Annotated in this window: 13 protein-coding genes and 1 other annotated feature; of the genes, 2 read left to right on the forward strand and 11 right to left on the reverse strand. The window is 50.6% G+C overall.

The window, feature by feature from the left end; genetic code table 11:
* Window positions 1–252 (reverse strand) — a binding site (T-box leader).
* Between the two features lie 28 nt (window positions 253–280).
* Both IPI86_RS13095 and IPI86_RS13100 read right to left on the reverse strand, forming a co-directional pair.
* Window positions 281–1213 (reverse strand): hypothetical protein, encoded by a 933-nt coding sequence (locus IPI86_RS13095; protein ID WP_345298454.1) that lies wholly within the window; start codon window positions 1211–1213, stop codon window positions 281–283.
* Window positions 1214–1406: 193 nt separating this feature from the next.
* Entirely contained in the window at window positions 1407–2159 is a 753-nt protein-coding gene (locus IPI86_RS13100; protein ID WP_345298455.1) for a hypothetical protein, read from the reverse strand.
* A 150-nt stretch (window positions 2160–2309) separates the two neighbouring features.
* Between IPI86_RS13100 and IPI86_RS13105 the strand changes: the two genes are divergently transcribed.
* On the forward strand, window positions 2310–3050 hold the full coding sequence (locus tag IPI86_RS13105) for a VIT1/CCC1 transporter family protein (protein ID WP_345298456.1): 741 nt from the start codon (window positions 2310–2312) through the stop codon (window positions 3048–3050).
* Between the two features lie 4 nt (window positions 3051–3054).
* On the opposite strand, the gene IPI86_RS13110 is transcribed toward IPI86_RS13105, so the two are convergent.
* The 4 genes from IPI86_RS13110 to IPI86_RS13125 form a co-directional block, all read right to left on the reverse strand.
* Window positions 3055–3948: a GAF domain-containing protein gene (locus tag IPI86_RS13110; protein ID WP_345298457.1), complete on the reverse strand. Its 894-nt coding sequence runs from the start codon at window positions 3946–3948 to the stop codon at window positions 3055–3057.
* 164 nt (window positions 3949–4112) lie between these two features.
* Window positions 4113–4433, reverse strand: a complete 321-nt coding sequence (locus IPI86_RS13115; protein WP_345298458.1) for a hypothetical protein — start codon at window positions 4431–4433, stop codon at window positions 4113–4115.
* A complete protein-coding gene (locus IPI86_RS13120) occupies window positions 4430–4921 on the reverse strand; it encodes a hypothetical protein (protein WP_345298459.1) in 492 nt (163 codons plus the stop codon). Before IPI86_RS13120 ends, IPI86_RS13115 begins: the two co-directional genes overlap by 4 nt.
* Before the next feature lie 9 nt (window positions 4922–4930).
* Window positions 4931–5242, reverse strand: a complete 312-nt coding sequence (locus tag IPI86_RS13125) for a YciI family protein (protein ID WP_345298460.1) — start codon at window positions 5240–5242, stop codon at window positions 4931–4933.
* A 234-nt stretch (window positions 5243–5476) separates the two neighbouring features.
* Here IPI86_RS13125 and IPI86_RS13130 point away from each other — a divergent pair, with 234 nt between their 5' ends.
* Window positions 5477–5881 carry a DUF4332 domain-containing protein gene (locus IPI86_RS13130; protein ID WP_345298461.1) on the forward strand — a complete coding sequence of 135 codons (405 nt, stop codon included), beginning with the start codon at window positions 5477–5479 and terminating at the stop codon, window positions 5879–5881.
* Between the two features lie 91 nt (window positions 5882–5972).
* On the opposite strand, the gene IPI86_RS13135 is transcribed toward IPI86_RS13130, so the two are convergent.
* The 5 genes from IPI86_RS13135 to IPI86_RS13155 form a co-directional block, all read right to left on the reverse strand.
* Complete coding sequence (locus IPI86_RS13135) at window positions 5973–6869, reverse strand: cyclase family protein (protein ID WP_345298462.1); 897 nt, start codon at window positions 6867–6869, stop codon at window positions 5973–5975.
* A gap of 29 nt (window positions 6870–6898) precedes the next feature.
* The gene (abc-f, locus tag IPI86_RS13140; RefSeq protein WP_345298463.1) at window positions 6899–8908 is read right to left on the reverse strand and encodes a ribosomal protection-like ABC-F family protein; all 2010 of its coding nucleotides are present in this window, start codon (window positions 8906–8908) and stop codon (window positions 6899–6901) included.
* A gap of 167 nt (window positions 8909–9075) precedes the next feature.
* Entirely contained in the window at window positions 9076–9609 is a 534-nt protein-coding gene (locus IPI86_RS13145) for a GNAT family N-acetyltransferase (RefSeq protein ID WP_345298464.1), read from the reverse strand.
* Window positions 9610–9628: 19 nt separating this feature from the next.
* On the reverse strand, window positions 9629–10777 hold the full coding sequence (locus IPI86_RS13150; protein ID WP_345298465.1) for an MFS transporter: 1149 nt from the start codon (window positions 10775–10777) through the stop codon (window positions 9629–9631).
* Between the two features lie 8 nt (window positions 10778–10785).
* A complete protein-coding gene (locus IPI86_RS13155; protein WP_345298466.1) occupies window positions 10786–11394 on the reverse strand; it encodes a hypothetical protein in 609 nt (202 codons plus the stop codon).
* Window positions 11395–11457 lie beyond the last annotated feature (63 nt).

Here is an 11457-nt window from a genome sequence, read left to right on the forward strand (position 1 = left end):
CAATGGGACGGGAGGAGAAGTTTCCCGTGGTACCACCCAAATTCACCATCCTGTTTAGGACGATGCGCTTTGCGCTGACTAACATCAGCCTCTCCGCTAACGTGGAGAATACGGTTCAGACTACTAGAATTCATTCACCTGAACGGCTCAAGAGGGAACTTCAACTGATTTTCGTCGGGTGCAATTTCACCGCTTGCTTTGCACGTCTCTGGCAACTTCCGTCAGTTTACTTTCCTCTGTCACAGCCTTTTTGATTGGTTGCCCGTAATTATCTGCGGAATCAGGCTTCTGTCAAGTGCGGGCGGGTGGACTTGTAAAGACTCATGAAGAACAGGATAAATCCCAGCGGGGTGGTGATGAGATACAGAATCCAGTTTGTCTGCCATTGCAGGTTGAGCGATAGGGCAAGCGCATACAAGATGACATTTACAACAGGCAGTGTAAACAGGCTGAGAAATTTCCAGGCGGGGATCGGGGCTGCGAATTGATCGAGCAGTGACCCATCGCTTTCTTTTTTGAGAAAATTTCTCAAGCCGAAATAGACCAGTCCAAGCAGAATGGGTAGGATGATGACGGCGATGGGGGCGGCGGGTACAGTGACAAAAATAAAATAGAGGACAAACAGCGACGAGATCAGGATTGTCACCCAGCGTTTGGGTTGAAACGGCGCGGATGCGCTCCAGTTTGCCAGCCAATATGCAATGATGACCAGGGTGGTTGTGACGAATGAGAATTTCGCGTACTCTGCAATAGACGCGACTCCTCCATCGGGCTCAAGCCACCAGTTGATCGCCCAAAGGGCCGAACATGCCCCGATGATGGCGGCCAGTTTCAAGGTCGAGAAAGAGGCGTTGGTTGATAATGATCGTTGAATCGCGTACCATCCGATCCAGACCGTGATGGGTGCGTGCCACGCGAGTCCAGTAAATGAGATCGAGAGGGGCAGCATTTCGTAGGTCGTTTGCACGATGAGACCTTCAGCCAGCCAGCCGAATGCCGCACCCGCAAGAAACAGCGGCCAGATGGATTTGATCTTGAATTGCGCAACGAGGACGAGAAAGATGTAGGCCATGAGCGAGTAGGCGATCCATGCGCTGACCCAACCTTTGAGTGTGTCTTCGGGGCGGATGCGCGCCCAAAAAAGATGCTCTGAAAAAAAGACGAAGATGTAACCTGTGGCAAGAACGAGCAGGATGTTTTTGAATGTCTTCATGGAATCAATACAGATTCCGCATGGGAAAAGTTGCTGATTAAAAAAATAATCAGGTCGCCCTGAGCGTAGCAATGGCCTTGATTTCAGCCCTTGCTCTTGGATCAGCGTGCGTAACATCAGTTCTTAAAACGAACTCACCCTCAGAAGATCAATTCTGGGATGAGTTCGTTTTAGCGAAGATACAAAGGGAGGTTTACGGACAACTGATCTTGTATTTTGTTTCGGCAACTTTCCCGTTGGGTGTAACCGTGATCAGTTTTACCCAGAAATCTCCTGCGGCGGGGCTGGGAGTGAAATTGGCGTCAACTTTTTTCGTGTCGGCTTTATCGAATTCCAAAGTGTAGGTTCCCATGGAGCCGCCTTGTTGGGTTTCGAAATACCAATCCACTTTAGTTGGGCCGTTGACGGTGATGCTGCCGTTGATCTTGATCGGCTGCAGTGGACCAAGACAACCCGGCAGGTTGATATCCTTCGGGTCAACTTTTACGTCGACCCCGGTCACAGAAGCGTTTGGTGACTTGATCACTGGGAGATTCGCGAGATTGCCCGCGGTCACCGTCACACTGGCCGAGATCCAGCAGGGATTACCGGGGTCTTCGGGAACAGTAACATACCACCAGGTTGCGTCTCCGTTCTTGCCCTGTATTGTTGCGTTTTGACCGACGAGCAATGAACTGGTGGCAACCCAATCGGTGCTGGGGCCATAACGGCAGTTGACACCTTTATCCAAAGGCCATGCAATGGGAATGGTTGGCGTAGGAGTAAAAGTGGGCAGCGATGTTTCGGTGGGAATCAATGTGAAGGTTGGAATGGGAGTGTCCATCGGTGTGGCGGTAATGACTTGAACGATGGGGGTCTGCGTGGGGGGAGGGTTCCCAGTCGGGAGATTGCATGCAAGCATGGAAAGCAACAAAACGAAACTTGAGATGAGAGTGCGCTTATTCATTAAATGACTTCTCCTTTTGTAATCATGTCAAAATATAAACAGCGCACGATAAAGCCACAATGACCCATTGGTTTAGACTATACGAGACTTGGAGAAAAGTTGTGACATTTGTCAATTATCAAGGACGATGTGTGAAAGTATGATGGTTGCATGGATCCCATACTACACGACAAAATTATTAACGAAGTTTTACATCATACCCAAACTGACCCGCATAAACGAGCCTCGGGTCTCTCAGACTTTATTCTAGGCGCTCAGGATGGGTTGGTCAACGTCCTTGGTGTGGTGCTCGGTATTGCTGCGGCGACAAATGATGCGCGTATTGTCCTCGTGGCTGGACTTGCCACCACCTTTGCAGAATCCATCTCGATGGGTGCTGTGGCGTATACCACCACTCTGGCAGATGCCGACCTGTATCAAAGCGAACGTGAACGCGAATATCGGCATATTTTGGAAGCTCCCAATCTTGAGATAAAAGAGATCCGCGATATTTATGCAAGCAAGGGATTTAAAGGAGAATTGCTCGATCATATCGTGAATACGATCACCGCGAATCAGGATGTATGGGTGGCTGTGATGATGGCCGAGGAACATAACCTCGCCCCCGTAGACCGCAAGACTGCGGTGCGCGCCGCCATCGTGGTCGGTATTTCGGCGATTCTCGGCTCGCTTGTGCCGCTGTTCCCCTTTATGGTTTGGTCTGTTTCGCTGAGTATGTGGCTGTCCGTCCTGGTCACTGCGTTGGTGCTGTTTGGCATCGGAGCCTATAAGGCAAAAGTGACCGTGGGGAAGCCCATGAAAAGCGGAATTGAAATGGCGGTCATTGGAACCGTCAGTGCGCTGGCAGGTTATTTAGTGGGATTCATTCTCAAGGTCCCGCCTTTGCCGTAGAATACTAAAGCAACTTTTCATACGAACGTGTCTTTTTCGCCCTGTTGGCCAGATCCGCCAGCAGGGCGCTGATGTATCGGGTGAACACCAGCCCAAGTTCCTTTTCATTGCTTGTAAAAGGGGAGTAGGTGAATCTTGAAAGTGTCACCAGTCCAACGGTCCCGTTTTGATTCGAGAGGGGGATGCCCATCCACGAGCGGGTGATGGATGGTGCATCCGCGCCAGTCCAGGTGGGGACAACGCGTACGTCCTCCAGGCTTAATGGCTGTTTGATGCTGAGGATCGAGCGATAAACATCGTTTCTTTCCAGCGGTTCGTGGGCGGCTTGGACGGTGTCTTTCAGGCTGGCGAGGGCGCTGATATCATGTTGATGCTGCATGATTATTCGCGCGTGATGATACGGCACCACCAACCCCATGCTTTCGAGAATCAGGTTCAGTGTGCTGGCTCCTGCCATTCCGTTGGCAAGGATGGTCTCGATGTTGTTGAGCGAACTGATAATGCCGCTCAGATTCGTTGACAGCTGTGATTGGGTGAGAAGCAGCACGTACATGTCGAGCAGGGACAGACTCCCATCTTCATATTCAACGACAATGGGGTCGTAAATATTGCCTTCAGAACGGCTGAGCGCGAGTTTGACGGCTACATTGATCGGCAGGTGATGTTTCAGGATGAAAGGAGTTACCTCCAGTTCCGATTCCAATTCGCCAATTGGTTTTCTGAGGAACAATTCCACACCATATCTTTTGCCGAGTCGTTCAAACATTTTGTGACGGGGAATGACCCCGATCGACCTGTCACTTTTTAGAACGATTACCCCGGGAATCAGATTGTTGCGCTGCATATGCGTCGCAACGGTTTCTGCAAAAACATTTTGAGGAACGGCATAATCAGACATGGGCATATCCCCAATACAAACAGGAATGGGGATATGCCCGGTGGGAAACACATTGTAGTAGTGGGGAACGGTCAGGGATTCTCTCATTGGCGGTGAGAGAATTGTATGGTGGGGGTCTTAATTTGATTTGAAAAGTGGGTTAACAGTTGGTAAAGAAACGATTTCTATCTTTTGAAATATAAATCCGCCAGCGTTCCCAAAAAGAAAACGAAAAGCACCGCTACGAGCACTTCCGCACCCCAGCCGATGACGGGGACAAAGGTGAGGAGTTCCAATGCCACATCCTGCAGCAGGGTGGAAAGCCCGTAGATGGCGGCGGCGGTATATCCGATTTCCTTGAATCCCAGTTTATATTCATGCACCTTTGCCAGATGAACAAGCATGTAGATTTCCAGCGCGGTCAGCAGCAGGGAGGTGCCCGGGATCGGCGCAGTGACTGCTGCGACGACCCCGGCGATCAAGGTGTAAATGAGAACAAGCTTCATCGCGTCATGAAAAAGAAAATGCTGATCACCCCAGCCGCAAGGCAGAAGAACAAAATGATCCCGCCGAGCACCATCGGGAAGATACTCCTTCCACTTTCTTCCTGGATCGCAGGCGCATATTCACGCGAAACAAAAGGCTGGGACTGAACCGCAGGCTCACGGCTTGCTTGCGGGGTTTGCATTTGCAATTCGGCAGGCACACCGGGGATGATCCCCAATTTCGTTATCACTTGAAAAGCCTTGTCCACGCTCTGGCGCAATTCTGGCGGAAGCTCATCGAGGTTGTGATATGTTACCCCGCTGATGTTGAGGCTCGTGGAATTGGCCGCCAGCACCTTCTGCACCATGTCGCCTTCCATAAAATCGGGGATGCCATTACCGTTCTTATCCGCAAAGATATCCATCATTTGATCGTAGGCTTTCCGTTCTTTCTCGGGCATTTCCTCGAGGCTATTGTAGCTTTTTCCATTAAAAATGATTGTTGCCATGGGACTCCTTTAATCTGTTTGGCCTCTCATCAAGGCGATCTTATACGGATACAAAACCGCGCGCATCACCCCCGCGCCGACGGCTGGATCGGACTCCATGATCATTCTCGCCGCTGATTCATCCTCTGCTTCAAAAATGCAAATCCCAAAAGCAGACTCGTCGTTATTCTGCGTGCGTCCCATCAGGATCATCACACCCTTTTGGGTGAGGTCTTGCAAATGGGCAAAATGACGAGAGACGATCTCCGCCTCTTCGGGTGTCGGTCCGTCGGTCAGCATTTCGAGGCGGGCAGGCTTGAGTTGATAAAGCCATTGTTGCATGGAAGATATCCTTTTTGCGCGGTTGGTTTTCAGAAGGAGATTATATCTGTTTGTCTTGAAACCATCCTCCCCGAATGTTTGAGTGGACAACTCGTTTTATGAAAAAATAAAAAAGACAATAAGGCATAAAGACACGCAGTGAATTTTGCACTTTCTGTTCTGGCAGGGTTTTTGTAAAATGAATTATTCTTTTTATGATTATAGGTGCTATACTTTTATTTAAAGGAGAATTAAATGGCTACAATAAAAGATATTGAGGGGATTGGCAGCGCGAATGCCGCCAAACTTAATAAAGCTGGAGTTCGTTCCACCAGTGCACTTTTGAAAATGGGTGGTACGAAAAAAGGACGCCAGGAACTTGCAAATGCGACTGGCTTCACAACGAAGACCATCCTCGAATGGGTCAATCGCGCGGATCTATTCCGCGTGAAAGGCATCGGGTCACAATACTCAGATTTGCTCGAAGCCGCAGGCGTAGACACAGTAATGGAACTTGCCAACCGCAAACCCGAAGTCCTGCTTGAATTGATGACCAAAGCGAACCTGAAGAAAAACATCGTCAATCAAATGCCCGGGTTGGGTAACGTGAAGGCCTGGGTTAAGAACGCAAAATCACTGAAACGGGCTGTAGAGTACTAAACAAAAAGGCTTTCGATGCTAAAACATCGAAAGCCTTTTTGTTTTAATTTTGTTACTACCTCACACTCAACAGATTTCGTGCAGGAATTTGTTATGAAACGGCTTTTTTCACCCTCGCAAACGCGCGGACGGGAAACGTGCCCGCGCCTTTGAACTTCGGTGGAACAGCCGTAAACGTGAAGCCTTCATCTGGGACATTTGCCAGATTGCACAAATGCTCGGCGATCAAAATTTCCTCACGCAATAATGTCGAATGGACAGGTCTTGCGTTGCCGCGTGTATCGTCAATATTCATTGAGTCAATGCCTACGAGTTTGACCCCACATTGTTTCAGATAAATAGCCGCGTCTTCGGTGAGGAAGGGGTGGTTTTCATAATACTTGTCTGTTGCCCAATGTTCATCCCACCCTGTGTGGACGAGAACCGCCCGTCCGCGCAATTCCCTTCCTTTGAATGCTTCCGCCGTGACCGCCAACCCCATGCGGTAGTCCGCGCGGATGACGATGCCCTCAAGGTCGACAAACTTTTCCAGATCGACCTCGGATAAATCCTTGCCATCCTCATACCGATGAAACGGACAATCCACATAGGTGCCGGTATTCGTCACCATTTCGATCTTGCCAATCTGAAACTCGGTGCCTGCGGCATATCTTTCGCGTGAAGCTTCACGGCTCAAATAATCACAGATGATGGGCGCAGGTAATCCTTTGTAGGTGACCAGCCCATCGTGAATAACATGGCTCAAATCAATGTAAGATGGGTCAATTTGTGCGTTGATTGCCTGGCGCTTATGCTTTTCGGTGATGATCTCTTTGTTCAAAATGCGCACTTCTCCCACCATCAGAAGGCGCATATCCTGCACAATGTAATCCGCGAGAGTTTTATCTTCAATATCATCCCCGTCAATATCCAGGCGAAAATCCTGTCCCTGAATGCCGCCGCCGTTGGTAAAGTCAATTTCAAAATCGAATTTTACGCGTTTAGACATGTGAGGTACTCCTAATAATAAAAGGTGGTTTATCTCTGCAAAGCTTCCCACTCCGCCAGTTTTTCATCCATTTCTTTTTGGACTTGATCGTAATCCTTCGCCAATTGGATGACCACTCCCGCATCTTTGGGTGGGTGTGCCAGTTTTTCGCCGATCTCGCTTAATTTCGCTTCGAGTGCGGCGATCTTATTTTCCAGTTCCTGCCGCTTTGCATTCTTTTTTCTGTCTTCTTTCGTATTCGCAGATTTCGCCTTCGGGGTCTCTTTCTTGTGAGACTCGGTCTCTTCGCGTTCTGCTTGTGCAGCGGCACGGCGGGCTAAATCTTTTTCTCGTTCTTCTTTCAATTGAGAGTAAATACCCTTGAAGATGATGAGATGCGATTCGTCTGTGTCAATCTCCCAAATTTGGGTGGCGATGGCATCCACAAGATAGCGGTCATGCGTGACGAGCAGGATCGTGCCTTCGTAATCATCGAGCACAGCTTCGAGGATTTCCTGCGAGGGGATATCCAAATGGTTGGTGGGTTCGTCGAGTAATAATAAATTCGTATCTTGCAAGGCGAGTTTGGCCAGCGCGAGACGTCCGCGTTCACCGCCGGAGAGCATGGATACCATTTTGAAGGCATCATCACCGGAGAAGAGATATTTGCCGAGATACTCACGCGCTCTCTGCGGGAGCCAGTTTGTCACGCCGATGATCTCATCGATGACGCTTTTCTTCGGGTCAAGGCTTTCGTGGGCCTGGGCAAAATACCCAATGTGCAGACTCTCTCCCAGAGTCACCGTACCAGCCAACGGCGGGATCTGACCGAGGATCGTTTTGAGAAAAGTCGATTTGCCAGCGCCGTTCGGTCCGATTAATGCGGCACAGTCGCCGCGTCGTAAATCAATATTTGGTGAACGGAATAAAAATTTATCCGAAAATCCCACTTCAAGTTTTTCAGTGCGGATGACCATATCGCCGGAGCGCGCGGCCTGTGCGAGGCGCAAGTGCAAATTGGGCAATTGGCGCACAGGGGATTGCAGCGCGTTGATGCGGCGGCCCGCTTCCTCCACACTCAGGATGGAAGTAGTGACAGCGACTTCGCTTGCGGTCTCGATCCACTTTTGCTTGAGCGCGGCTTCCATGCCGATCTGTTCGATGGCTTGAATCAAACGTGAAATCCGTTTGAGCTTGCCCTTGGCTTGCAATACATTTTGCCCCGCAACATTTTTGCGGATGTATTCCATTTCCTTTTGCAGTTTTTCTTTTTCGCTGTCGAACACTTCCTGACGGCGAGCCATGCGTTCGGCGCGTTGTTTCAGATACGCGCTGTAATTGCCGCGATACATTTCTGTTGCGCCGGGGAACATTTCCAGAATGGCGTTGCTGGCTTTATCCAAAAAGAAACGGTCATGCGAAATGATGATGGCCGCGCCTTCCCATTGACTCAAATATCCTTCGAGCCATTCGACGGCGGCGATATCCAAATGATTGGTGGGTTCATCGAGCAGGAGCAGGTCGGGGTCTTCAAGCAGGAGGCGCGCTAAAAATCCGCGGGTGCGCTGTCCGCCGGAAAGATGATCGAGGTCAAGTTGATAATCGGCTTCGCTGAATCCCAAACCGGTTAAGACCGTGCGGATTTTTGTGGTGTAGGTGTAGCCGCCGCGCCGCTCGAAATCTTCCTGTAATTTTCCGTAGCGTCCCATCACTTCTTCGAGTTGGTCAGGGTCCGACATCAACCCTTCAAGGCGATGCAATTCCTCCTGCTCTGCTTTGAAATGATCGAAAACGGATTCGCAAGCCGACCAGATGGTGCCTGTCATTTTGAAATCTGCTTCCTGCGACAAATACCCGATTCGGACTCCACGGGTGCGGGATACGGTTCCCGAGGTGGGTTCGTCAGCGCCGACGAGGATGCGCATGAGCGAGGTCTTGCCGATTCCGTTGGGGCCAACAATGGCCATGCGTGCGCCTTTGACGACTGAGAAGGATACCCCGCTGAAAATATCAGTGGGGCCGTATGATTTTGCAAGTGAACTTACTGTTATGAGTGACATGTCTTTCCAGTTTCCAGATTTGAACGCCCCGTATTATAAGCGAAAGGGATTGCTTGTTGCCCTTTAGGATTGCAGACTTTTGTGCTTTACAAATTAAACCAGCAAACCAATTTTTACCGCAGAGGCGCGGTATAAGACAGGTTACGGACTACAATCCGCGCTCCAGGCTACTTCACAATCGCAAAAATATAACTGTCGCGCGGCTCACTGCTGATATTTGGGTGCATACTGTCTTTACGTAGGATCCCTTCACATTGCATCCCTGCCTTTTCCATCACCCGCCGCGAGGGGATATTCTCAACATCGGTTGTGGCGTACACACGGTGGATCGTCGGCTGTCGAAAAGCCCAATCAATGGAGGCACGTACGGCTTCGGTCATGTATCCCTGGCCCCATTGAGCAAATGCGCCCGTGTATCCAAAGCTCATTTTGAAAGGCTCCATCCGCAATTCGATCATCCCTGCCAGGGCGCTGTTTTCTTTGACCTCAAGCAGATAGCGGAAATTCACTTCCCCATCCCACGCATCGATGGATCTTTTCATCAACGCATGAGTCTGTTCCACGCTTGTGTGCGGACGCCAGGTGAGAAAGCGGGTAACTTCAGGATATTTTGCCCAGCCTTCAAATACTGCGGGCGCATCGTCCATGCGGGGTTTGCGGAGGATGAGTCGTTCGGTGGAGATGATCTCGGGTGGTTTCATGGCGGTTCCTTTGATCGGCTTAGCTTTGCTTTTGCATCTGCCTCAAGGCCAGCAGGCCAGCGATGTTAAAAACAACGGCAAGAAGCGCAACAAAAACAAATCCAAATCTCTGGTAGATGATGGCGGCGAGGAATGCGCCGAGGGCGCGGCCAACGGCATGACCTGTCACATTCAATGAAAGCATTGTGGCGCGCGCCGACGGGACAAGCTCTGTCATCATGGGAATGTGGCTGACCATAATATATTCAAAGGTGATGTAGAAGAAGAAGAGCCCGATCAACGCGCCGACCTGGGTTGTTCCAATGATCGGGAGCAGGATCGAGGCTAGGGCATTGCCGACCAGCCCAATGGTCAGCGCGAGCGGTTTTCCGAGTCTGTCAGTGGTGAAGGCGACCAATCCCTCGCCGCTTAATTCCGAAATGCCGATGACGGCGGAGGCTCCTGCAAGCGCGGCGATCTTCAGTCCAAATGAATCTTCGAGCCAGACACCGAAGATCACGTTGACCAATTCATTGCCCGCGCTGGCCCACATGGCAACAGAAATTCCCGCCAGCGCAGGGATCGATTTGAACACGGCGCGATATCCATCCCGCGAGTTTGCAACGGGTTCGTGATGTTCATCTTCGTGAGGGATCATGCGCCAGATAATGATGAAGGCGATGACACCAAGTGCAGCGAGAATGGGGAAGGGTGCCGACCAGGTGTATTTTGAGATGACGAATCCCATCACTGGCACGCCAATAATGAATGCCATGGACCATGCCATTTCAGTCACTGCCAGTGCCGTGCCGCGTTGACCGTAGGGAATACGGTCGCCGAAATAAGCCTGCATGGCAGGGTCAAACATATATTTTCCAAGTACAGATAGAATGAGCGCGACAGCGAGAGTCCAGTAGGATGGGTGGATGGCGACGATGCCCATGCCTGCGGTGAAAATCGACAGGCCCATCAGCATGCCGAACCTGCGTCCGCGGCGATCAGCGATGGGCGCGAAAAGCGGACTTGCCGACCCGATCAGGGAACGCACTGTCATTAATAGCGACATCGACGCAATGTCCACGCCGAGGCCGCGCGCAAATACAGATAAAAATGGATACACCATCCTGTGAGCGGTATTCAGGATGGTGCGGAGGAACACGAATGTGGCGAGTTGAAATCGAATTCGCAAGTTGAACTTCAGCTATTTGATTTTAGGGTCATAAAAAAACGCGTCAGGAAATACGCCGCCAGCCAGGCCAGCAGATTTAATCCGACGAAGAAGCCGATGATGACGTAATTTCCTGAGTTGAAGATCGGGGATGGAGGCGGATGCATGATGTTTTCGGCAGTGGAAAAGATCACGCGCAGGACAACGATGAAAATGATATTGCCAAGCGAGGTGAGCCATGAAATATTGAACAGCCACAAGCCAGCCTGAAGCAGAATGCCTGTCACGGCAAAGATCATGGCGAGGCGGAAACGCGGTTCGGCGAGGAACAATCCGTTCCAGTTGGATTGCATGGCGAATAACGAAAGCGGCAGATAGGTGATCCAAAAGATGATGCCTGTTCGTCCGAGGGCGGCGCTCCAGGCGTGGAAAATGTCCTTTCGCAGGACCAATCCCAAAAGTCCAGCGAGAGCCGCGGCGGCGAAGGCGATCTCAGCGGTCAGCACCCAGGCTCCATGCAGGTAGACGATCCGCACATTCGACCCGAGTGACTTTTCTTCCGGACCGAGAATGGTGAACAGTGCGATCACAATGACTGTGAGGAAAAACAAAATGATGGGGGATTTGAATTTGGTCATGTGCGAATTGTATCCCATCCAAACACCTTTTGGACGCCGCACCGCTTGACAATCCATTTGCAT

The sequence above is a fragment of the Candidatus Villigracilis affinis genome, from assembly GCF_016705895.1.
GTDB lineage: Bacteria > Chloroflexota > Anaerolineae > Anaerolineales > Villigracilaceae > Villigracilis > Villigracilis affinis.

What these genes read in the sequence shown, in the direction of transcription:
- IPI86_RS13095 (WP_345298454.1), bottom strand. Translation starts at nt 1,213, where the DNA reads ATGAAGACATTCAAAAACATCCTGCTCGTTCTTGCCACAGGTTACATC.
- IPI86_RS13110 (WP_345298457.1), bottom strand. Translation starts at nt 3,948, where the DNA reads ATGTCTGATTATGCCGTTCCTCAAAATGTTTTTGCAGAAACCGTTGCG.
- IPI86_RS13155 (WP_345298466.1), bottom strand. Translation starts at nt 11,394, where the DNA reads ATGACCAAATTCAAATCCCCCATCATTTTGTTTTTCCTCACAGTCATT.
- IPI86_RS13130 (WP_345298461.1), top strand. Translation starts at nt 5,477, where the DNA reads ATGGCTACAATAAAAGATATTGAGGGGATTGGCAGCGCGAATGCCGCC.
- IPI86_RS13125 (WP_345298460.1), bottom strand. Translation starts at nt 5,242, where the DNA reads ATGCAACAATGGCTTTATCAACTCAAGCCTGCCCGCCTCGAAATGCTG.
- IPI86_RS13100 (WP_345298455.1), bottom strand. Translation starts at nt 2,159, where the DNA reads ATGAATAAGCGCACTCTCATCTCAAGTTTCGTTTTGTTGCTTTCCATG.
- IPI86_RS13145 (WP_345298464.1), bottom strand. Translation starts at nt 9,609, where the DNA reads ATGAAACCACCCGAGATCATCTCCACCGAACGACTCATCCTCCGCAAA.
- IPI86_RS13135 (WP_345298462.1), bottom strand. Translation starts at nt 6,869, where the DNA reads ATGTCTAAACGCGTAAAATTCGATTTTGAAATTGACTTTACCAACGGC.
- abc-f (WP_345298463.1), bottom strand. Translation starts at nt 8,908, where the DNA reads ATGTCACTCATAACAGTAAGTTCACTTGCAAAATCATACGGCCCCACT.
- IPI86_RS13120 (WP_345298459.1), bottom strand. Translation starts at nt 4,921, where the DNA reads ATGGCAACAATCATTTTTAATGGAAAAAGCTACAATAGCCTCGAGGAA.
- IPI86_RS13115 (WP_345298458.1), bottom strand. Translation starts at nt 4,433, where the DNA reads ATGAAGCTTGTTCTCATTTACACCTTGATCGCCGGGGTCGTCGCAGCA.
- IPI86_RS13105 (WP_345298456.1), top strand. Translation starts at nt 2,310, where the DNA reads ATGGATCCCATACTACACGACAAAATTATTAACGAAGTTTTACATCAT.